This window comes from Larkinella sp. VNQ87 (genome assembly GCF_049445795.1).
GTDB lineage: Bacteria > Bacteroidota > Bacteroidia > Cytophagales > Spirosomataceae > Larkinella.
In genome coordinates this window covers 314,280-336,680 of sequence record NZ_JBMSDT010000005.1, presented here as the reverse complement: position 1 = coordinate 336,680, position 22,401 = coordinate 314,280, and the positions used below count along the sequence as shown (strand labels likewise).

The window sequence follows — 22,401 nt, the reverse complement described above, 5'->3', positions numbered from 1 at the left end:
CTGATTAACCCTGTGTAACAACCCCTAAAAATTATTCCAGTCGCGTGATGCGTTGGTCCTCTACCAGCGGGGCGCCCAGCAGCCGGAGGTAAACCTGCACGAGCGTCACGATGGACGAGCGGGCGTATTCGCGCACCTTTGCCATGCCCTGCTTCTGGTAATACACTAAACTGGTTTGGTCGCCGGTCAGTTCGAGCGGCTGGGTAGGCAGGTTCAGCACGGCCGCCAGCAAATCCAGCGGTACGAAATGGCGGCTGTCGCCAAACCGCCACATTTCGAGCACGTCCTGGTGCGGGATGTCCCAGGGTTTGCGCCCCGACAGCCGCAGCGTAGCCGGGAGTTGGTGGCCATGCACCAGCATCCGGCGGCACAGATACGGATAGTCGAACTCCTTGCCGTTGTGAGCGCAAAGGATCAGCTCGTTAGTCGGGTATTTCTCAATAATGTTGATGAATTCGCCCAACAGCGCTTCCTCGTCGTCGTTCGCCAGCGTTTTGACTTTCAGGAAGATATTGTCGTCATCGTCCCAATACAAGCCGCCGATGCCGATGCAGACAATCCGGCCGTATTCGGCGTAGTAGGAGGCCCGGTTATCGTACCATTTGGCGACCGACCAGTTTTCTTCATTCTGGAAATAGGACACTTTCTGTCCCCATTGTTGCCGGATTCGTTCGTCCAGGTCGTTATAGGAAGGAGCGCCGGCAACGGTTTTTATATCAATAAAAAGCAGGTTTTTGAGTCGTTTTTTCCAGGATGCGGCCATAAATGAATGATGACAAAAGAATCAGGCGTGTAAGATCCCTTCCAGCCCCAATTCGTGGATTTGAATCAGGTTCTGTTCGGTGATGCTGTCAGGCACGAAGATAAACTTTTTGTCAAAAATCTGGTCGCCAATGTAGTAACTGACCCAATATTGGTTATTTAAATGAAACACATCCGGCATGATGGTTTCAACCACCACGTGCTCACCGGGTTGTAGTTCCGCAAAAAAGTGCCGCAGCGTCGAGGTCGTCTGCGACTGCTGTTGGCTCTGATCCAGAAAACCGTAGCCTTTTGAGGTCACGAAGACGTTCCGGATGCTGACTTCGTTCTGATTGATCAGGTACACCTGCCAATCGTACTGATTCAACTCGGTCAGTTTCCGTGCCACCACCACCTGAACGCCTTCTACGGGCAAAAACGAAATATCTCTCTTCATTCTCTAACGTACCCACGGACTTTAGTCCGTGTTTTTTGAGTTAACCCTATCTATCTGGTGAAAGCAGCTCACACGGACTAAAGTCCGTGGGTACTTTTGGTTAACTCCATGTCAAATAAATCAGCCAAGTGGTAACTGACACGCTCGGTCACGTCCGAAAGCGGCACCGCCCGGCCCAGTTCGGCCTGCATCGACGTGACGGCTTTGTCGTCAATCCCGCAGGGCACAATGTAATTAAAGTAACTCAAATCCGTGTTCACGTTCAAGGCAAAACCGTGCATGGTTACCCAACGGCTCGCTTTAACGCCCATCGCACAAATTTTTCGGGGGCCGTTGGATTGTTTTTTTTCCAGATCATAGCCCAGCCACACGCCCGTCAACCCGTCGATCCGGCCCGCATCGAGTCCGTACTCGGCCAGCGTTCGGATGATGGCTTCTTCCAGCAGGCGCATGTACCGGTGAATGTCCGTAAAAAAATTATCAAGGTCCAGAATCGGATAGCCCACCAACTGCCCCGGGCCGTGGTAGGTGATATCGCCCCCCCGGTTGATCTTGTAATACGTTGCACCAAGGGTCCGCAAACCGGCTTCATCCACCAGCAAATTGCCTTCCTTGCCACTTTTCCCGAGTGTATATACGTGCGGGTGTTCGCAAAATAACAGGTGATTGGACGTCAGGACCTGCTGGTTAGAGGGCTGGTTCCGGTTCGCTATTTTGGTGGCAACAATATCGGCCAACAATTGCTCCTGATGGTCCCAGGCAGTCTGATAATCAATAATTCCCAGGTGCTGCACCTGTACCTGTTTATTGCAATGATGATTCATTTTGGCTAATCCTTAGGGAAAAAACACCAAAACCGGGTGTTTTCGTTCGTATCCATTTCAACGGTTTTGCGTCTAAGGAGAAAAACCGTTTATGGCACAGCACAACGATACCGGCAAGCAGGGCGAAGACGAGGCCGTCCGCTACCTGCAAGAGAAAGGCTACCAGGTTTTAGAACGAAATTACCGGTACCAACACGCGGAAATTGACCTGATCGCGCAAAAAGGTAAACTATTGGTTTTCGTCGAAGTCAAGACGCGCAGCAGTACCCGGTTTGGCAATCCCGAGGAATTTGTCACGTATACCAAGGCCCGGCTGATCATGAAAGCCGCCGAACACTATATTTTTAGCAAAGACTGGCCCTACGACGTACGATTTGATATTGTCGCCGTGACGGTATTACCCGACGAAGTGGTTGTCAGGCACCTGGAAGACGCTTTCTACTAATTTTGTTTCCCATAAAAAAAAAGTTAGTTTCGGGAATAGAATGATTGGTTTCATTTTGCAAAACAGTATGCGTTTCCTCGTGCTGCTGATGGCGTTGACCGTCAGCACGGCTTATTGTTTTCCGACCCATCCGAAAAAAGCGACTTACCGCCCCCGGGTGTATACGGTCGAGCAGTTGCGGAGCGACTTTGCGGTGCTTCGGAAGACGCTGGAAGAGCGCCATCCGAGCCTGTATCGGTACGCAACGCGCGAGGAGATGGACCGGAATTTCGACGAAGTAGCCCGTCAGCTCTACCGCCCCATGACTGAGGTGGAGTTTCGCGAATTGCTCCGGCCGCTGATCGTCCGGATTCGCTGCGGGCATACCGACGTGCAGGAATCGCTTTATGCAAGCCGTTCGGGCCGAAAACCGCAACCGGAGTGGCTACCGTTCGATATTATTTTGCAAAACGACCGGCTCTTTATCGGACGCAACCGTAGCACCGACTCTTCGCTGGTTTGCGGTACGGAAGTGTTGAAGCTGGGCAATCATTCCGTTAAAGACATCATCCAGGCCGCCCGCGACCGCTGGCCTTCCGACGGTTATAACCAGACGTTCAAGAATTATTTCCTGGAACTCTATCACCTCGAAGAAACCTACTGGCGTCATTTTGGTGGTCGTTCCCCCTGGACCCTGACGGTTCGCGACACCACCAGTGCCGAGCGGGTTACCACCGTGCGCCGACGGCCGGTGAACGCCCGCGACATTCCGACGGCACCCGCTCCGGCCACCGTCAAACGGAGTAAAAAAAGCCGTCATAAAACCGAAACCTCTTTCGATGACGATGCGAAACTGCAACTCATCCGGTCGCTGCACTTTCTGAACAGCGATTCGACCGCGGCTGCGCTAATCATCAACAGTTTTGGGTATGACCGGTATCAATCGTATCACCGGGAGGTTTTTGAAACCCTGGAGAAGCTGAAAGTACAGGATTTGGTCATTGACCTGCGGCAAAATACCGGTGGCAACGCCGAAATCGGCTCGGATTTGATGTCTTACCTGATGAAATCCGATTTCCGGCAAGTTGACCGGGCCGAATGCCGCGTCCGCCGACCGAATGCCTGTTCGTATTTCGACCGGAAAGAAAAACGGGTATTGCGGCAGAATTTCCGGTTTATGAAAATCGAAGGGGGACGGTATCAGTTTGGCAAATCCAACGTCGGCTGGAACAAACCGGCTTCCGAACACCGCTACAGCGGGAAAGTATACGTCCTGACCAGTGGCCGGACTTTCTCGGCGGCTTCCATTTTTACGGCCAGCCTGAAGGCGCAACGACCCGTCACGATCATCGGTCAGGAAACCGGCGGGGGCGAAGCGGGTTGCAACGGCGGCATTATTCAGACTTTGACCCTGCCCGAAACGAGGCTGCGCGTCCGGTTCCCGGTTTTCTGGATTGCCACGGCCAGCCGCAACCCCGACCAGGGCCGGGGCGTTATGCCCGACTATCCGGTTGACTACACCGTTCAGGACCGCATCAAGCAGCGCGATCTGGACATGGAAAAAGCCCTGGAACTCATCCAGGAAGGCAAGCGGAAAATGACAGCGCGGTGACGAAATTGACCAGCAGGAAACGTCCGGCCAGTGCGCTTGGATAATTCTGCATTTGAAAGTAGACACTATTGGTGAACGTCACTGACCAACGGACCTGCCGTCATGATCTTCAGCTTTTCCGCGACCCCCGATTTTGACTTTATCACGTACTTTGCCCGTCACATCCAGGCAACGGTCCAGAATGGCCTGCTGGTGATACCGGAGCATCTGGGACAGGGCTACATTCGCAAGGTAGGATTCGGACCGGACTTCAAGATCACGATCCACCGGTATTTGCTCAAGGAAGATTTGATCGTTAAACGCAATACCTCCGGCCAGGGAAATGACCTGATCACCGTCTTTTTTTATAATAACGAGCAGGCGCTTGAGATTGCTTACAATAACAATACCCAGGTCCTGTTTTCGCAGCGTGATGAGTCGGCCATCCAGGTTACGTCCAACGACCTCAGCTCTACCTTACGTTTCCCCGCCCATCAACAGATTCAGTATGTGGTTGTCGCTATAAAACCGCCCCGCTTGAAGGAATTATTATCCGCCAGCGAGCCCAATTCGGTGCTTCAAACCATTACCGGCAGCGGAAATTCCTTTCTTTTCTTCGAACGCATGGAAGCCGAGACCAAGCTCTTGCTTAAAAACATGGCCGCCGTAGACATGAATGATCGCCTGAGCCACTTCTACATGCAGATCAAGGTGCAGGAACTGCTCTACCTGGTTTTTCATAAACTGTCTTTACGGGAGAGCGCCGTTCACCAAACCATCAACAGCGCCGACGCTGAACGACTTTTATCGATACGCAACGCGATCATTCGCGACCTGAGCGTGCCGCCGGTCATCCGCGAACTGGCCCAATTGGCCGCCATGAGCGAGACAAAATTAAAATACCTTTTCAAGCAAACGTTTGGCGCCACCATCTACAATTACTATCAGCAAGCCCGCATGGAAGAAGCCGCCTTCCTGCTGAAACAGGGCAAACATTCCGTCGGCGAGGTGGGCTATGAGCTGGGGTTTTCCAACCTGAGCCACTTCAGCCGGTTGTTTGAAAAGCATTACGGACTCAATCCGAAGCGTTATTCGTATACGTAACTCCGGTTTAGCCCAGATAATCGGGCGGAAAAACCTGCTGACCGTACGTTTCGGCGATGGCTTGTAGCTTTTTGATCGTGGCCGCGTCCAACTGGGGCGGAGGCAGGAACTGACCGGCGGCAACGGGTTGACCAATCTCCTCAAAGAACGATTCCAGACCAGCCGGGACCACGGTGCAAAGCAGATGGGCTGTTTGCTGCGTCTTATTCTTGAAACCGTGTACCACTCCGCCTTTCGGAATGTTGATGAACGTTCCTTTGGTCGCCACATACGTACCAAATTCGGATTTCACCTCGATTTCACCGTCGATCACGTAAAAAGATTCTTCAAAATCCGCGTGCGCATGTGGTCCGGGTCCACCGCCGGGCGGAACAAGCATGTCAATCGTAGCGAACGCATTTCCCGTGTCTTTTCCGCGAACCAGAATCCGGTAGGTGCTCCCAGCCACCGAAACACTATTTCCCTCCTCAGGGCTTACCGTGAGCGGTTTTTTATGATTTTCCATTGGGGTTGATTTAAAGTACACCACAAAACTAGAACGACGCCTGGCTGAAAACTATTCAAATGAGACAACAAATCAGTCCGATCGGACAAACCGGCATGATCTTTCCACCCCAACCGCCTTGCCCGCTAGTTCGGGAAGCCCGCCTTGTCGGATTCGACTGTTTTTCCGGCTTTTTGCGCTATTTACCGTTCGTTAGAAGGGCCACCTTTGCCGTGTAATCCTTCAAACACACGGCTTAACAGCGAAATCAACATGAAAAAAGTAATTTATAGCCAGTTCGGCGACGAAAGCGTACTGGAACTAAGCGAGCAGGCGGTGCCTACGATTGAAAAGGATCAACTGCTGATCCGCGTCAAAGCGGTTTCGATCAATCCCCTGGATTGGAAGATATACGGTGGCGAAATGAAATTGATGTCGGGTTCTAAATTTCCGAAATCGGTGGGCATCGATTTTTCGGGTATTGTTGAACAAACCGGCCTCGCCGTTACCCGTTTCAAGGCGGGGGATGCGGTCATGGGCTTACTAGACGCATTCAAAGGCGGAGCTTTGGCTGACTACATTGCCGTTAAAGAGACCGATCTTGTCCTAAAACCGGCCAATGTCTCGTTTGAGCAGGCAGCCGCCCTGCCCGTAACCGGCCTGTCCGCCCTCCAGATCATGGATCAACTGGCCGCTGTGGGGCCGAACCAGGACGTATTGATCAACGGCGCTACCGGTGGCATTGGCGTAATTGCCGTGCAGATGGCTAAAAAACGCGGTGCCCGGGTAACGGCGGTTGTCAGCACGAAAGGTGTTGTTGAAGCCCGGCAATGGGGCGCGGACACCGTCGTTGATTACACGAAGCAACCGATCAAGCTGCTCAACCAACGCTTCGACGCCGTGATTGACCTATCCACCAAGCTTTCCTTTACGGAGGCCAAGCGCCTGATGAAACCCAAAGCCGTCTTTGTCAGTACGTTGCCTTCCCCGCTGACGCTCCTTTCTGCGTTCATCAACAATTTCTTTTCCGGGCAAAAACGGAGGGTTTTGATTCTGAAACCGACCGTTGACGGGTTCACGACTTTAGCGAAGCTGACTGAAGAGGGCCTGCAAATCGTGCTGGATAAGATCTATTCCCTCACCAACGTCCGGGACGCCTATCGCGAAGTGCGCCGGGGGAAAGGGATTGGGAAATCGGTGATTGTGCTTGATTGAGGGTAAACGTAGCAGCTGAAAACAAACAAAAAAGGCAAGTCTTTGCAGACCTGCCCTTCCAGTTCTTCAGGCGAATCGGTGGTTAAGCGGCAATAACCGCTTCGGCCAGCACCAGCACCTTGTTATTCAGGACTTCCACCACACCGCCGTCGACGGTAAACGTCTGCGTTCCGGCACCGGTGGCAATCGTAACCGGCCCCCGCGCCAGGGTGCTGACGATGGGTGCGTGGTCGTTCAGAACTTGAAACTGCCCTTCCGTGCCCGGAAACGTCACCGCCGTGGCTTCGCCGGTGAACACCTTCCGATCCGGTGTAATGATCTCCAAATGCATTTTTTTATCGTTTAAAGTTTAAGGTTTGAGGTTTAACGTCTCAGCGCCAGCGCCTTAAATGTTAAATCTCAAGCCTTAAACGATCAATATCTATTTATTTGCGGCTTCACGCATTAGACGCTCACCTTTGGCGGCTGCGTCGTCGATTGTTCCGACCAGGTTGAAAGCCGCTTCGGGCAGGTGATCCCATTTCCCGTCGATGATTTCGTTGAAGCCCCGGATGGTTTCTTCAATCGGAACCAGTACGCCTTTCAAACCGGTAAACTGCTCGGCCACGTGGAACGGCTGCGACAGGAAGCGTTGCACCCGGCGGGCCCGGCTTACGGTCAGCTTATCTTCTTCCGAAAGTTCTTCCATCCCGAGGATGGCGATGATGTCCTGCAATTCTTTGTAGCGTTGCAGAATCTCTTTCACGCGCTGGGCGGTGTTGTAGTGCTCATCCCCCACGACCTCGGCGGTCAGAATCCGGGAGGTTGAATCCAGCGGGTCCACGGCCGGGTAGATACCCAGCTCGGCAATTTTCCGGCTCAATACCGTCGTGGCATCCAAGTGGGCAAAGGTCGTGGCCGGGGCCGGGTCAGTCAAGTCATCGGCCGGTACGTAAACCGCCTGAACCGACGTAATCGAACCGCGTTTGGTTGACGTAATCCGCTCCTGCATGGAACCCATCTCGGTGGCCAGCGTGGGCTGGTACCCTACGGCCGACGGCATCCGGCCCAAGAGCGCCGATACTTCCGAACCGGCCTGCGTAAACCGGAAAATATTATCGATAAAGAACAGAATATCACGGCCTTGTCCCGTTCCGTCACCGTCGCGGAAGTGCTCGGCAATCGTCAGACCCGACAGGGCAACGCGGGCACGGGCTCCGGGAGGTTCGTTCATCTGACCGAAGATAAAGGTAGCCTGGCTCTCTTTCAGCTCGTCCGGATCGACTTTCGACAAATCCCAGCCGCCTTCTTCCATCGAGTGTTTGAAGTTCTCGCCGTATTTAATAATCCCGGCTTCGATCATTTCGCGCAGCAGGTCGTTCCCTTCGCGGGTCCGCTCCCCTACACCGGCAAATACCGAAAGACCGGAATACGCCTTGGCAATGTTGTTGATCAATTCCTGGATCAATACGGTTTTTCCTACACCGGCACCCCCGAACAGACCGATCTTACCCCCTTTGGCATACGGTTCGAGCAGGTCGATAACCTTAATCCCGGTGAAAAGAACTTCGGTCGAGGTAGCGAGGTCTTCGAACTTCGGAGCGGCCCGGTGAATGGGCAAACCGCCGGTGCTTTGAGGTTGGGGAATCCCGTCGATGGCCGTTCCCACGACGTTGAACAACCGTCCGCGAATTCCGTCGCCCGTCGGCATCGTGATCTGGTTGCCCAGGTGAACGACGGTCATCCCGCGCTCGAGTCCTTCGGTGGCATCCATCGAGATGGTACGAACCCGGTCTTCGCCGAGGTGCTGCTGGCACTCCAGGATCACTTTTTGGCCATTGGCTTTCGTGACTTCCAGAGCGTCCAGAATCGCCGGTAGGCGCGACCCTTCGCCCTCAAAACTCACGTCAACAACCGGGCCAATTACTTGCGTAACTTTGCCCGTATTCGTTGCTGTTGCAGTTGTCATGCTATGAAGTTGAGAAATTTTAGTAGGCGTATTAAATGCGACCGCAAAATTAGGGGATAATTTGCTTAAACCCAAGTTGCCTTTTCATCTATTTTTAAGATTTCAGGACCGAAATGGTTTTTGTTCCAAGTAGTTCGCGAATTTGACGCACTTCCCGGACGTTTGTACAAAACAAAGATTTTCAGCCTGAACGGGCCTGATTTGTAGATCAAAGAGACGCGGGTCTGTGCTTCTGCCAAACATTCCGATTGTTTTTCGGAATTTAGCGGGCTACTAATCATCTGGACGGTTTTGCCGGATTGGCCCGTCATCAAACACTAACTGACCGTCGGCAACGTTGCTAGTAGTAACCCAATCGGCCGGTTGAAACCAATAGGGCCGGTTTGTCATTGATCTATGCTTTTTTTCTGGAAACATTGGAATACGGGCCACCAAACGGCCTACTGGACGGGCCTGGTGTTGTTCGTGGCAGCGATGGTGGGCATGGTCTGGGCCTGGATGCTCGGCCTGCAAAATGTGGTACGCTGGGATGTGCTGAGTGAACTCACCGAACTTCCGGCTTCGATCGGCACCTTTACCGATGGTTTGTTTGATTATTCGATACCGGGCAAATCCTACATCGTCACGGAACAGTTTGTGGCCTCCGTGATGCAGATTAATGGGCTGGCTGCCCGGCTGGTGACGCTCGGTGTTTGCGCCGGTTTTGCCTTTGTGCTGGCGTCGGTTTCCCGGCTTCCGCGCTGGTGTTACCTGATTGCGATGGGCGTGCTGATTGTGCTGATTGCCACGTTTCGGCTCGAAGTGTTACAACTACCTGGTTTTTTAGGCACATCCCTGGACGGACGACTGCCGTTTCTGGTGGTCGTGCTGGTGCTGGGCCTGGTGAGCTATTATTTTCACGCATTCCGAATCGATATCTCGCTGCCTATGCGGCTCCTGGTTTTTGCCGGACTGATGCTGCCGGGCTGGCTGGTCGTCGATCGACTGGCCGAACAACCCGAACCGGCGCTGGCGTTCATTGCCTACGCACTTCCGGGCTTGCTGGTGCTGTCGCTGGGCTTTATTTTCTGGATTTCGGCCGAAATCATTGCGGCCCTGGTCTACGTCACGTCTGTAGCTCGCAACAACCGCAGCGACGGTTCCGGGCGTCCGTTGGGCTTAGGCAACTTTTTGATCATCAGCGTGCTGTACCTGGCAAATCTGCTGTTAATCTGGCTCAGTAACACCAAAACCATTAGCTGGAATCCGGTCGTCATCAGCCCGTTTATCCTCTTTCTGATTTCACTAATCCTGGGGCTTTGGGGCTTCCGGCAGCAAATCCGGCAGAGTGACAACTTCCTGTCTTTTCACGATGCCGGGGCGTTTCTGTACCTGGGTCTGGGTCTGATCACAACGCTGACGATTGCCTTCGCCTTTGCCTCGGCCAATGATCCGCTGGTCGAAGCGCTGGAAGACATCATTGTGTATACCCATTTGGCCGTAGGGATAGTCTTTGTGCTGTACACGGTTTATAACTTTCTGCCGCTCTACCGCCAGGCGTTGCCGGTTTATAAGGTGCTCTACAAACCGACCCGGTTCTCGCTCCTGCAAACCCGCCTGGTGGCCGCCGTGCTGACGGCCGTGATTTTTGGTCTGGAGAATTTCTTTCCACTCAATCAGGCTACCGCCGGGTATTTCAACACCGTCGGCGATTTTCACGCGGCTGCGGGTGAGGTGCGGGTCGCCGAGCAATACTACGGGCTGGCGCTGCAAAGCGAGTTTCAGAACCACAAATCGAATTATGCCATGGCTTCGCTGGCGCTCACGCAGGGCGATAAGGTCACGGCGGCTTTTTACTTTCAGCAGGCGTTGCTGAAACAGCCCTCTCCGCAGGCGTATGCCGGACTGACGTCGGTGCTGTTGCAGGACAATCTGTTTTTCGAAGCCGTCAAAATGCTGCAACGCGGGATTCGGGCATTCCCGAAAAACGGCGAGTTGCAGAACAACCTGGGCTATCTGTACGCCAAAACCAGCGTGGCCGATTCGGCCTACTATTACCTGGCAGCCGCCACCGGCAATACCGCCCGCGATGAGGTGCCACAAACGAACCTGCTGGCCTTCTGGGCGCGTAACCCCCGGCTGGTTTCGCTCGACTCGCTGGCGCAGGCTTCCGAAGCCAGCTCCTACGAATCCTACGAAGCCAACCGGGCGGCTTTAGCCTTTTTCCGAACAAACGCCGACAGTGTAGCCATCCGGCAACCCGACTGGCTCGGGGGTCCGCTGGCCGACGAAGGGCTGAGCGTGGGCCGGTTTGCCCGTTTGTATAATTACGCCATCCGCAATCGAAAACCCGATACAACCTTGCTGAATGTGCTCAGCCGCATGGAGCAGAATCCGGCCAACCAGGATTTTACCGACGACCTGCTGTTTATGCGGGCCGTGACGAATTATTATACCGCCAACAAACGCACGGCTTTTGAACTGACCGACCAGCTAGCCACCGACAACCAGCGAACCGGGCCATTCTACAACACCGTCACCGGCCTTTGGATGCTGGAACAGGGCCTCAACCGCAAAGCTGCCGACCTGTTTGCCAAAAATACCGATACGCTTTCGACCTATTACCAGGCCCTGGCCCTGACTAAAGCCGGTGATCCGTTGCTGGCCCGGCCGCTCTGGGAAACCGCCGGGCAAAACGATCCGGGTGTGCAATCGTTGGGCGATGTTTTGTACGGAACGAAACAACCGGCTACGGATCTCGAACGGGCGTTTGCGCTGCTCTATGCTCCAGTATCCGATCAGCCGGGGGCACAACGGGCACTCTATGCCGCCCTGCGGGATGACAACCTCAAGGTGGTGGTGGCCTCGGCGCTGGCCAAACGGTATCTGGCGGTTAATCAACTGGCAATGGCCCAGGGCTGGTACGAACAGATTCCGATGGAAGCCCGGTTAAACACGTATGCCGGATCGGCCATGACGGTCGCGTACCTGCGCCTGCGCAACGCCCAGGGGCAAGCCGACCAGACGCTGGCCGACGCCCGGCAAGCCGTCGTTCCGGCTTTTCAGGCCGAAAAAGACTTTGTGGTGGCGCAGGCGTATCAGGCCAAACGGCAGGTAGCTCAGGCCCGCCGATTTTATGAGGCAGCGCTTCACCGGGCCCCCTTCCATGCGGAGATCGTGTCCGCAACGGCTGCCTTCGAGCGGCAAAACGGCAAAGCGGAAAAAGCCTATAATCAGGTATTGGAAGCCCTCGCGCTCAATGAGCAAAACCCCGGTTTGCTGAAACTGTACACCCTGCTTTGCCTGGATCAGGGACTGACCGACTACGCCGAAGAGAGCCTGGCACGGTTGCGAATTGCCACCTCGCCCGCCGATTATCAGGCATTTCTGGCAAGCTATCAGGCGAAACGTGCGTTGATTGAAAAAGAGCGGGAGGCATTCCAATAATTTAAGTAAGTTTAGGAGCTTATTTTCGGATTTAACCGACTCGTTTATGGAAAAGCAACTGCACTGGGTTCAGGAAGCTTTCAGCCGTCGGGTGGTTATCATGGACGGCGACCGGGTGGTGGGCGGAATGCACCGCGATCTGCTGACCCGGGATGTCGATGCCCACCTGAATGGCGTACACATCTTTTTTGATGTTCGCGGTTTTCTGGTGCATTCGGTCAATATTCACGACAAAAAGGCGGACAATACCATCATCGGCCGGGTTGATTTTGAGGGATTCGGCGGAGCTACGGTTCAGTTGGAAACCGGAGAAAAATACATCTGGCGTCGTGAGAACTTCATGATGCACGAATGGAGTCTGGTTTCGGGGAATTCACCGTCGGATGCGGAGCGGGAAATTGTCCATTATGACCGAACCCGGATGTTTCTGGCCGACGAAGGGACCATTGAACTGGTGACTGAAAGGCCCAATGCCGAGATGCTGATTCTGACCGGTTTGTTTGTCCGAAATTATTTTCTGCGTAGACGAAAAATAGCGGCATCCTAATCCCTGTGTCGTACGGACGCCCCATTCAATATGAGCAAGAACATCATCGAAACCCGCGACATCTCGAAACGATACGTGATGGGTAGTGAAGTCATCGAAGCCCTGAAATCGGTGACCATCACGGTCAAAAAGGGAGAATATGTGGCGTTTATGGGACCGTCGGGCTCGGGTAAATCGACGTTGATGAACATCGTGGGTTGCCTGGATACGCCAACTTCGGGTACGTATATCCTGAACGGACAAGACGTTAGTAACATGAGTGAAAACGCGCTGGCCGAAGTTCGGAACAAGGAGATTGGCTTTGTATTTCAGACGTTTAACCTGCTGCCCCGTCAGACTTCGCTCGAAAACGTGGCCCTGCCGCTGATCTACGCAGGTTACAGCAAAGCCGATCGCACCGAAAAAGCCATGCAGGCTCTAAAAAGTGTAGGCCTGGATCACCGCGCCGGGCACCGCCCGAATGAATTGTCGGGGGGGCAGCGGCAACGCGTGGCCGTCGCGCGCGCGCTCGTCAACGATCCGAGTATTCTGCTGGCCGACGAACCCACCGGAAACCTCGATACCAAGACCTCGTACGAGATCATGGATTTGTTCGATCAGATCCACAGCAAAGGCAATACCGTCATTATGGTGACGCACGAAGAAGACATTGCCGAGTATGCCCACCGCATCGTCCGGCTACGCGACGGACTGGTCGAGGTCGACTATGCCAACGCCAACATCCGCAAAGCCCGCTCCTTTATCCAGACCGCCGACGAGCATTGAGCATCTTTGCTTACGGGTGGTTTTGAACCGGAGCCAGAACCCTAAAAAATGTTAAAATCCGATCCGGCTATCCAAAAAAGGCTTAGCTTGCGTGTAGATCAAGACTATGGCTTCCGGATGGTATGAAAAAGGTTTTCCTCTTCTTGTTGCTTTCGATCCTGACGGTTTTCACCGGATGGGCGCAGGATATCCGGAGTGGCTGGGTTACTGACAAAAGCAACGGCAACCCCATCGTCTCGGCCACGGTCCAAAACACCTCCCTCCGGCGGGCGACCATGAGTACCGAAACCGGGCATTTCCGGATCACCGCTTCCCCGCAGGATACCCTGTTGATCTCCTGCATTGGCTATAAAACCGTTCAATTTGTCGTTCCGGCCGACGAACAGGAGTTGCGCGTGGAACTGGTTCAGGAAGTGAAAATGCTGAACGAAGTTGTCATCAAGGGCTGGACTGAAAGCCGGTTTAAGGAAGAATTTCTGAAGCTGAACATGCCCGAAAAACCGGTCATCGAAATCAAAACCGCCCCGGAACTGGCCGGAACCCCGCTCGGCAACGTGGGACGCATGGGCTACGACTACAAGACCCTGGCTCCGAAAGTAACGTTGAAAGGTCCCATCTCGGCCCTGTACGGTAAGTTCAGCAGGGAGGCCAAAAATGAACGCAAACTCCTGCAAATCAGTCAGGCTGAACAGAATAAAAAACGCTACCAGTCGCGCATGGACCCGGTTTGGATTTCGCGCATCACCGATCTGAAGGAAGAGCGTCTGACGGCGTTTATGAAGTTCTGTAAATTGTCCGAAACGTTTGTGCTGGATGCCACCGAATACGACCTCATCGTGGCCATTCGCGGTTGCCTGAAAGAGTTTCTGGCCCAAGAAAAAGGGTAACGTACCCACGGACTTTAGTCCGTGTGAGCTGCTATGATCTAGTAGTTAATATCAGCTCAGAGGTTACAGGGGCTCACACGGACTAAAGTCCGTGGGTACGGAGGGGCAACAAATCCCCGGATTTTGGGTTGTTAGATTGTCAGGCAATGGTTTAATCCCAACGCTATGAAGAAGGCAACCCTAACCATCGAAGTAAACCGCCAGCGGCACACCGTCGAGGTCGATCCGGCCACTCCCCTGCTGTATGTTTTGCGGAATAACCTCCGGCTAAACGGCCCCAAATACGGCTGCGGGCTGGAGCAGTGCGGAGCCTGCATGGTGCTGCTGAACGGAAAAGCCATGCCGAGTTGTCTGGTTCCGGTGGAAACCGTTCGGGACAAATCCATCGTAACGCTGGAAGGGCTGACCCGGCCCGATGGCAAACTGAGTCCGGTTCAGCGGGCTTTTGTGGAGCAACAAGCAGCCCAATGTGGCTACTGCCTGAACGGCATGGTCATTTCGGCCACGGCCCTGCTGGCCGAAAACAAGCAGCCCGACGAAACCGCCATCCGCCAGGGCATGCAACGGGTGTTGTGCCGTTGCGGCACCCAATCGCGGGTGCTGCGGGCCATTCGCCAGGCCGCTAATGAGTCGAATCCGTAATCGTTTGCTCTCCTGCTATGACCAACGCCCTTTCCCGCCGAAACTTTCTGAAAACCGCCGGGTGCTTGTCCATCGGTTTTTCGTTTGGATGCCAGCCCTTGTCGGCCGCGCCAAACCCGCCGTTGCAGGACGCCTTGCCGGGGCCTTTGCGACAGCAACCCCGGATTGACGCCTGGCTGGAAGTTCTGGAAGACGGGCGGGTTCGGGTGCTGATCGGCAAACTGGAATTGGGACAAGGCATCCGAACCGCCATCGCGCAGGTTGCGGCTGAGGAACTGGATCTGGAACCGGGCCGGATCGAAGTGCATCTGGCCGAAACCGGCCGGACACCCCACGAAGGCTACACCGCCGGAAGTGGCTCCATCGAAAACAGTGCCATGTCCGTGCGGTACGCAGCCGCAGCCGCCCGGCAGAAGCTACTGGAAATGGCGTCGAAACGCTGGACCAAACCGGTCGATCAGCTTACGCTGGCCGACGGATACGTTCGATTGAAAACCGGGGAAAACCAGCTCTCATTCGCCCAACTGCTCGACGGCAAGCAATTAACCGATGAAGTCCGGCTACCGGTGGCACTGAAACCCAAAACGGACTACCGCTGGGTGGGCAAACCCATTCCACGAACCGATATTGAACGGATGGCGCGGGCCGAGCCGGTGTACGTGCAGGATTTGCGGTTTCCGGGCATGGTGCATGCTCGGGTGGTGCGACCGCTGGCTTACGGGGCTAAACTTCGTTCGTTCAACGAAGCGACCTTGAAAAAAACCGTGCCCGGTGTCCTGAAAACCGTTCGCAATGGTGATTTTCTGGGCATCATCGCAACCGAAGAATACGAAGCCGTTCAGGCGCAATTGGTGGCGCGGGAACAGGCAAAATGGGAAGCCGCCAAACCGCTGCCGGACAATCAGCCGTTGCCGGACTACATCAAACAGGTTCCGGCCAAGACCCAGACGATTAAAGAAACCGGTGATTGGAAAAACGGCGCAAAACCGATGGGCAGCGCACTGAAAGCCAGCTATTTCAAACCGTATCATATGCACGGTTCCATCGGTCCTTCCTGCGCTGTGGCTTTGTATCAGGATAAAAAACTCCACATCTGGACCCACAGCCAGGGTGTGTATCCGCTCCGCGACGCGATCCGAAAGATGCTGAATCTGACCGAAGACGCCGTTCATGTCGTGGGCGTACCAGGCTCGGGTTGTTACGGCCACAACGGCGCCGATGATGTGGCCGCCGACGCGGCTTTGCTGGCAATAGCTTATCCCGGAAAACACGTCCGGTTGCAATGGTCACGCGACGACGAGCACGGCTGGGAGCCCTACGGCAGCGCCATGCGCCTGGATGCCGAAGCCCGGTTGGATCAGTCGGGCCGGATTACGCACTGGCGGTATGCGCTCTGGTCGGATTCGCACAGCACCCGGCCGGGCGGAGAACCGGGGAATCTGCTGGCCGCCCGTTCGCTGGAAAAACCGTTTGCCCGACCGTCGGGCGGGTACAGCGGGGGTGCTTACCGCAATTCGGAGCCGTATTATGCCATTCCGAACCTGAAAGTCGATGCCCATTTTTTTGAGGGACCGCTGCGGGTTTCGGCCCTGCGCAGCCTGGGCGCTTACGGAAACGTGTTTGCTATTGAATCGTTCATGGACGAACTGGCCGAAAAAGCCGGGCAGGAGCCACTGGCGTTCCGGCTGACCCATCTGGACGACGAACGGGCGGTAGCCGTTGTCAAAGAGCTTCAGAAACTGACTCAGTCAACAAGCCCCACCCCCGGCGAGGGGCTCGGGTTTGCGTTTTCCCGGTATAAAAATGTGGCGGCATACTGCGCAGTAGCCGCTTTGGTCGGGGTAACTCCAAAAACCGGGGTGGTTCAGGTTCGCAAGCTCTGGGCGGTGATCGATGCCGGCGAAGTCATTAACCTCGATGGCATTAAAAACCAGACAGAGGGCGGGATGATTCAGGCCGCTAGCTGGACGTTGAAGGAAGAAGTTACGTTCGACCGGCAACACGTCAGTAGCCGGGATTGGGTGTCGTATCCGATTTTCCGGTTTAGCGATGTGCCCGAAACCGAGGTGGTGGTTATCAACCGCCCAACCGAAAAACCGTTGGGAGCGGGGGAAGCCGCGCAGGGACCAACAGCAGCCGCTCTGGTCAATGCCATTTACCGGGCCAGCGGCCAGCGAATCCGGCAGTTACCAGTTAAGATAGAGAAAAGATAGAAAATCCAAGTTTCTGTTCTTACATCCAGCATCTTTATTCTCAGTATCCAGTATTTCTATTCCAAGGCATTCATTTTCAATCACTAAACTCAATTTATCATGACCTTGCTACAGAAAAGTTCGCTTGCTTTGTTCGTTTTATTGGGCGTTGCCTTTGCGCCGATGCACCACGGTTGGGGTGATTACGACCAGACGAAAGTCCTCGATTACACCGGAACCATTGAGGAGTCGAAATACGAAAATCCGCACGCGACGGCCCGAATCAAAGACAAGAACAAAACCTGGCTGGTGTACCTGGCCCCGACGAGCCGGATGCAGGAGCGGGGCGTTTCGGCGGAGATGATCAAAAAAGGAACGTCGCTGCGCATTGTGGGTTATCCGCACAAAACCGTCAAGGATGAAATGCGCGCCGAGCGGGTGTTCATCGACGGCAAGAAATACGAGATGCGGAAATAATGATTCCGGTCGAGTGGTTACAATGGCTGGAAAATACTCCCCTGGCGGCCACCATCCGGCAGGCAAACTGGCTCTATCCCGGTCTGGAGATCCTGCACCTGATCGGGATTGTGCTGCTGGTGGGGGGCGCGTTTATGTTTGATCTCCGTCTGCTGGGCTTTTCTCCAAAAATACCGGTTTCGGATGTAGCTGCGCACGTCCTGCCGTGGTCAAGGCGGGGGTTATGGCTGGTGGTGCCGTCCGGTTTTCTGCTCTTTACGACGAATGCCGAATCGCTGGGGCAAGATCCAACGTTCGGGCTGAAACTTCTGCTGATTGTGGTTGCTGGCATCAACGTGGCGGTTTTCCACCGGATTACCTTTCGAAACACACCCGATTGGACGAACGAAAAACCGCCTTTTGCGGCCCGGGTTGCCGCCGTTGTCTCCATTGTGGTCTGGCTGGCCACGATTGCCTGCGGTCGTCTGCTGGCGTATTAAAAGGGCTAAAAAAAAGATAGCCAGTGCACCTGGGCGCTGGCTATCCTTCTGGTTGAGCATTTGGATTACCGGATCGGGGCTAAATGCCAGTCCTGATCGGGATCACAACGCTGATACGAAGTTTGCGCTTTCATGATGGTTGTTAATTTATAGTTCCTAATTCATTTAGGCAGGTTAGCACTGATTCCTTCCAAAACCGGTCGGAAAGTTGCTAAGGGTTCATCGAGCCTGTCTCTCCCCCTTTCTGTATAAATCTCGAACCGGCGTACCGGACAACTACGTGTAGTAATTGAGATGACGATGCAAAGATGCAGGGCCGTTTTTTAATATCCAAACTAAATCTATATTTTTTATAGAATAAAGGTAGGAACATGGATTGGACGGATTAAACGGATTTTTATTAATCTGTGTAAATCCGTTTAAAATCAGCTTTTCAGCGCGCTGAGCCACTTCCCATAGGCACCTCGGTAGGCTTCCTGCGCCCGCATGTCGGGTTCGATGGTCCGGGTGACTTTCAGGCCGACAAACGCTTCCTCCCGGTTTTTGTAAATACCGAGTCCCAGACCGGCCCCGCGAGCGGCTCCCTGCGCGCCGTCGGTGTTGAACAACTGGATTTCGGCCCCGGTCAGGTTCGCTAGTGTGTCGCGGAAAAGCGGACTGAGGAACATATTGGCCTCCCCGGCGCGGATGGTTTTCAGGCCCACACCCACCTGCTCCATGACCTGAATGCCGTAGTAAAACGCAAACACGATGCCTTCCTGCGCAGCCCGAATCCAGTGGGGCAGGCCGTGGCGCGTCAGTTGCAGCCCGTGGAACGAAGCGCCCGGATCGCGGTTTTCGAGGACGCGCTCGGCCCCGTTTCCAAACGGCAGGCACACTAGCCCATCGGCTCCGACGGGCGCGTGGGCGGCCAGATCGTTCATGTCGGCGTAACTCACCGAACCCCGCAGCAACTGATTCCTTAGCCAGCTATTCAGAATGCCAGTGCCGTTGATGCACAGGAGAACGCCATAACGCGGGGCTTCGGGCGTGTGGCTGACGTGCAGGAAGGTGTTTACGCGCGATTGCGGGTCATATTTCGCCTGATCGCTGACGCCGTAAACGACGCCCGAGGTTCCGGCCGTGGCCGCGATTTCGTTGGGTTCCAGCACGTTTAGCGAAAAAGCGTTGTTCGGCTGGTCGCCCGCGCGGTACGTAATCGGCGTTCCGGCGGCCAGGCCCAGTTCTTCAGCGGCTTTGGACGTGAGTTCGCCCTGGACCGAAAACGTCGGTTTGAGGTCGGCCACGAGCGAGGGGTCGAATCCGAAGTAATCCAGCAGAAAATCAGCCGGTTGTCCGTCCTGAAAGTCCCAGAGAATACCTTCCGACAGGCCAGAGGGTGTCGTCACGATTTCGCCGGTCATGCGGGTGGCGAGGTAATCGCCGGGCAGCATGAATTTGTGGATTTTGCCGAAAACCGCCGGTTCGTTTTCCTTCACCCAGGCTAGTTTGGCCGCCGTGAAGTTGCCCGGCGAGTTGAGCAGGTGTTGCAGGCTTTTGGTCCTCCCGACGGTTTCAAAGGCTTTTTCGCCGTAGGGCACCGCCCGACTGTCGCACCAGATGATGGACGGCCGCAGCACGTTCTGGTATTTATCGACCACCACCAGCCCGTGCATCTGGTACGAAATTCCGATGGCTTTTACGTCGCCCGGTTTTACGCCTGCTTTCGCCAGGACGGTTTTGGAGGCCAGACAAGCATTTTTCCACCACGAATCGGGGTGTTGTTCGGCAAAACCGGGTTGTGGGGCATCGATGGCCATTTCCGATTCGGGGAAAAACGCGGAGGCTACCACCGTTCCGGTTTCGGCTTCGAGCAGACAGGCTTTTACCGACGAACTACCAACATCAAATCCAAGCAGGTACATTATACGCGGGGTTCAGTTTAAAACGGCTGCAAAGTACGCAGTGGCGGGAAGTTAGGCAAACCTCACGCCCGAATCCCGACCAGATTCAGCATAAACGCGTATTCCAGCGCGATTTCCTTCAGGGCTTCAAACCGCCCCGATGCGCCCCCGTGCCCGGCTTCGAGGTTGGTGTGCAGCAAAAGCTGGTTGCTATCGGTTTTCAACGTCCGGAGTTTGGCAACCCATTTGGCCGGTTCCCAGTACTGTACCTGCGAATCGTGCAAACCGGTCATCACCAACATATTCGGATACGCTTTGGCTTCCACGTTGTCGTAGGGCGAATACGACAGCATGTAGTCGTAGTATTTTTTGATTTTCGGATTGCCCCATTCTTCAAATTCGCCCGTCGTGAGCGGAATGCTTTCATCGAGCATCGTCGTGACGACATCGACAAACGGCACCGACGCCACCACGCCCCGGTACAACTCCGGTTTTTGGTTCACGACCGCGCCCATCAGCAAACCGCCCGCGCTGCCCCCCATCGCAAACAGCCGGTCGGCGCTGGTATAGCGGTTTTCGATCAGATACGCCGATACATCCACGAAGTCGTTGAAGGTGTTTTTCTTCTTCAGCATCTTGCCGTTGTCGTACCATTTGCGGCCCATCTCCTGCCCGCCCCGGATGTGCGCGATGGCGTACAAAAAACCCCGGTCAAGCAAGCTCAGGCGGGTGGAGCTAAACGTCGGGTCCATCGAATAGCCGTACGAACCGTAGGCGTATTGCAGCAGCGGGGCCGAGCCGTCTTTCGGCGTACCTTTCCGGTACACCAGCGATACCGGCACCTTCGCACCGTCGCGGGATTTCACGAAAAACCGTTCGGAGGTGTAATTCGCCGGATCAAAATCGCCCAGGACTTCCTGCTGTTTCATGAGCGTTTTCTCCTTCGTATCCAGGTTGTAATCGAAGGTCGAGCTGGGCGTCGTCAACGAGGAGTAGCCAAACCGCAGGATATTGGTGTTGAAATCCGGGTTGTAGCCTATGCCGGCCACGTAAGCCGGTTCGCCGAAATTAAGGTAGTGGTCGTCTTTGGTTTGCTGGTTGATCACGCGCAGGTGCATCAAACCGTCTTTGCGTTCGCCGAGCACCAGATGGTGTTTGAAGGCGTCGAGTTGCTGCAAATACACATTGTTCCGGTGCGGAATGACCTCTTTCCAGGCCGAGCGGTCGTTGGTCTTGTTCTCTTTCACCTCCATCAGCCGGAAGTTCTGCGCCTTCCAGTTCGTGCGGACATAAAACGTGGTTTCCAGGTGCTGCACGTCGTACTCGTGCCCTTTTTCGCGGGGCAGAAACACCACGAACTCGCCCGTAGGATTGCTGGCTTCCAGCAGCCGGTATTCGGTCGCCACGCCGTTGTGGTCCGAAACGACGGCGATGTACTTCTTCGACTTCATCCGGCCCAGGCCCAGGTAAAACTGGTTGTCCTGCTCCTCAAACATCAGCACATCCTGCGCCGGGTCAGTGCCGAGCGTGTGGCGATAGACCTGATAGCCCAGCAGCGTCTGCGGATCTTTCCGGATGTAAAAAACCGTCTGATTATCAGCCGCCCAGGCATAACTACCACCTTCCGTATCCGGGATGGCGTCGGGATAAACCTCGCCGGTTTTCAGGTTTTTGATGCGCAGCGTATACATCCGGCGGCTGACGGTATCTTCGCCATAAGCAACCAGTTCTTCATTATCGGATACCTCTAGCCCGGCCACATCGTAATACGCGTGCGGTTTTGCCAGTTCATTCACATCCAGCATCACCTCCTCGTCGGCATCCAGCGCACCGGGTTTCCGGCAAAAAACCGGGTACTCACCCCCTTCCAGATACCGGGTGTAATAAAAATAATGGCCTTCCTTATACGGCACCGACTCATCCTGCTGCTTGATGCGGCTTTTCATTTCGTTGAACAACTGTTCGCGAAAGTCCTTGACGGGGGCCAGCACCTGTTCCAAATACTCATTTTCGGCTTTCAGGTAGTCGATCACGTCCGGGTTTTCGCGGTCGTTAAGCCAGTAATAGTCATCAATGCGGGTGTGGCCGTGGGTGGTTAGTTCAGTCGGTTTGATGGCCGCTTTAGGGGGCGTCGGGGTCGATGGTGCGTTGGTCATGGAAAAAATGAAACGGAATTCGAAACCGTAAGAACACGTTCTGGGTAAGAATCGTTGACGGGTTTCGGGTGAACAAAGAAACGGAAAGTTTTTTGATCCTGAACGAATCGGATTCAGCGGTTTTTTGTTATTTTGGACAGTTATACGGTTATCCTCACT

General features: G+C 54.6%; 20 protein-coding genes and 1 riboswitch. Of the genes, 12 read left to right on the top strand and 8 right to left on the bottom strand.

Going from position 1 to position 22,401, the window contains the following annotated elements:
• Positions 1–31 precede the first annotated feature (31 nt).
• The 3 genes from ACO2Q8_RS10890 to lipB all read right to left on the bottom strand — a co-directional run bounded on the left by ACO2Q8_RS10890 (position 32) and on the right by lipB (position 2,022).
• Complete coding sequence (locus ACO2Q8_RS10890) at positions 32–763, bottom strand: 3'-5' exonuclease (RefSeq protein ID WP_423344833.1); 732 nt, start codon at positions 761–763, stop codon at positions 32–34.
• 21 nt (positions 764–784) lie between these two features.
• A complete protein-coding gene (locus ACO2Q8_RS10885; RefSeq protein WP_423344832.1) occupies positions 785–1,198 on the bottom strand; it encodes a hypothetical protein in 414 nt (137 codons plus the stop codon).
• 77 nt (positions 1,199–1,275) lie between these two features.
• Positions 1,276–2,022 (bottom strand): lipoyl(octanoyl) transferase LipB, encoded by a 747-nt coding sequence (lipB, locus tag ACO2Q8_RS10880; protein ID WP_423344831.1) that lies wholly within the window; start codon positions 2,020–2,022, stop codon positions 1,276–1,278.
• A gap of 91 nt (positions 2,023–2,113) precedes the next feature.
• Here lipB and ACO2Q8_RS10875 point away from each other — a divergent pair, with 91 nt between their 5' ends.
• The 3 genes from ACO2Q8_RS10875 (at position 2,114) to ACO2Q8_RS10865 (ending at position 5,141) form a co-directional block, all read left to right on the top strand.
• The gene (locus ACO2Q8_RS10875; protein WP_423344830.1) at positions 2,114–2,467 is read left to right on the top strand and encodes a YraN family protein; all 354 of its coding nucleotides are present in this window, start codon (positions 2,114–2,116) and stop codon (positions 2,465–2,467) included.
• A 67-nt stretch (positions 2,468–2,534) separates the two neighbouring features.
• Complete coding sequence (locus tag ACO2Q8_RS10870) at positions 2,535–4,058, top strand: S41 family peptidase (RefSeq protein ID WP_423344829.1); 1,524 nt, start codon at positions 2,535–2,537, stop codon at positions 4,056–4,058.
• 102 nt (positions 4,059–4,160) lie between these two features.
• Positions 4,161–5,141 (top strand): helix-turn-helix transcriptional regulator, encoded by a 981-nt coding sequence (locus ACO2Q8_RS10865; RefSeq protein ID WP_423344828.1) that lies wholly within the window; start codon positions 4,161–4,163, stop codon positions 5,139–5,141.
• A gap of 7 nt (positions 5,142–5,148) precedes the next feature.
• Here the strand turns inward: ACO2Q8_RS10865 and ACO2Q8_RS10860 are convergent, their stop codons facing one another.
• Positions 5,149–5,646: a cupin domain-containing protein gene (locus tag ACO2Q8_RS10860; RefSeq protein ID WP_423344827.1), complete on the bottom strand. Its 498-nt coding sequence runs from the start codon at positions 5,644–5,646 to the stop codon at positions 5,149–5,151.
• Between the two features lie 252 nt (positions 5,647–5,898).
• On the opposite strand from ACO2Q8_RS10860, the gene ACO2Q8_RS10855 reads away from it, so the two are divergent.
• Positions 5,899–6,840 carry an NAD(P)-dependent alcohol dehydrogenase gene (locus ACO2Q8_RS10855; RefSeq protein ID WP_423344826.1) on the top strand — a complete coding sequence of 314 codons (942 nt, stop codon included), beginning with the start codon at positions 5,899–5,901 and terminating at the stop codon, positions 6,838–6,840.
• An 82-nt stretch (positions 6,841–6,922) separates the two neighbouring features.
• Here the strand turns inward: ACO2Q8_RS10855 and atpC are convergent, their stop codons facing one another.
• Together atpC and atpD are read right to left on the bottom strand one after the other, a co-directional pair.
• Positions 6,923–7,171 carry an ATP synthase F1 subunit epsilon gene (gene atpC, locus ACO2Q8_RS10850; protein WP_423344825.1) on the bottom strand — a complete coding sequence of 83 codons (249 nt, stop codon included), beginning with the start codon at positions 7,169–7,171 and terminating at the stop codon, positions 6,923–6,925.
• 90 nt (positions 7,172–7,261) lie between these two features.
• Positions 7,262–8,788, bottom strand: coding sequence for a F0F1 ATP synthase subunit beta (gene atpD / locus ACO2Q8_RS10845; RefSeq protein WP_423344824.1), 1,527 nt, complete (start codon positions 8,786–8,788; stop codon positions 7,262–7,264).
• 396 nt (positions 8,789–9,184) lie between these two features.
• Between atpD and ACO2Q8_RS10840 the strand changes: the two genes are divergently transcribed.
• From ACO2Q8_RS10840 to ACO2Q8_RS10805, 8 genes are all read left to right on the top strand, one after another.
• Entirely contained in the window at positions 9,185–12,214 is a 3,030-nt protein-coding gene (locus ACO2Q8_RS10840) for a hypothetical protein (protein ID WP_423344823.1), read from the top strand.
• A gap of 46 nt (positions 12,215–12,260) precedes the next feature.
• On the top strand, positions 12,261–12,761 hold the full coding sequence (locus ACO2Q8_RS10835) for a hypothetical protein (protein WP_423344822.1): 501 nt from the start codon (positions 12,261–12,263) through the stop codon (positions 12,759–12,761).
• Positions 12,762–12,791: 30 nt separating this feature from the next.
• Positions 12,792–13,526 (top strand): ABC transporter ATP-binding protein, encoded by a 735-nt coding sequence (locus ACO2Q8_RS10830; RefSeq protein ID WP_423344821.1) that lies wholly within the window; start codon positions 12,792–12,794, stop codon positions 13,524–13,526.
• 122 nt (positions 13,527–13,648) lie between these two features.
• Positions 13,649–14,413, top strand: a complete 765-nt coding sequence (locus ACO2Q8_RS10825) for a carboxypeptidase-like regulatory domain-containing protein (RefSeq protein WP_423344820.1) — start codon at positions 13,649–13,651, stop codon at positions 14,411–14,413.
• Positions 14,414–14,578: 165 nt separating this feature from the next.
• Positions 14,579–15,055: a (2Fe-2S)-binding protein gene (locus tag ACO2Q8_RS10820; protein ID WP_423344819.1), complete on the top strand. Its 477-nt coding sequence runs from the start codon at positions 14,579–14,581 to the stop codon at positions 15,053–15,055.
• Between the two features lie 17 nt (positions 15,056–15,072).
• Complete coding sequence (locus ACO2Q8_RS10815; RefSeq protein WP_423344818.1) at positions 15,073–17,268, top strand: molybdopterin cofactor-binding domain-containing protein; 2,196 nt, start codon at positions 15,073–15,075, stop codon at positions 17,266–17,268.
• 99 nt (positions 17,269–17,367) lie between these two features.
• A complete protein-coding gene (locus tag ACO2Q8_RS10810; protein ID WP_423344817.1) occupies positions 17,368–17,724 on the top strand; it encodes a DUF6152 family protein in 357 nt (118 codons plus the stop codon).
• Complete coding sequence (locus tag ACO2Q8_RS10805) at positions 17,724–18,203, top strand: DUF6644 family protein (RefSeq protein ID WP_423344816.1); 480 nt, start codon at positions 17,724–17,726, stop codon at positions 18,201–18,203. The genes ACO2Q8_RS10810 and ACO2Q8_RS10805 overlap by 1 nt, the downstream gene beginning before the upstream one ends.
• A gap of 144 nt (positions 18,204–18,347) precedes the next feature.
• Positions 18,348–18,458, bottom strand: a riboswitch (SAM riboswitch).
• Between the two features lie 170 nt (positions 18,459–18,628).
• Here ACO2Q8_RS10805 and ACO2Q8_RS10800 read toward each other — a convergent pair.
• A complete protein-coding gene (locus tag ACO2Q8_RS10800) occupies positions 18,629–20,107 on the bottom strand; it encodes a xylulokinase (protein ID WP_423344815.1) in 1,479 nt (492 codons plus the stop codon).
• A 62-nt stretch (positions 20,108–20,169) separates the two neighbouring features.
• Complete coding sequence (locus ACO2Q8_RS10795) at positions 20,170–22,242, bottom strand: S9 family peptidase (RefSeq protein ID WP_423344814.1); 2,073 nt, start codon at positions 22,240–22,242, stop codon at positions 20,170–20,172.
• Between the last annotated feature and the right edge of the window lie 159 nt (positions 22,243–22,401).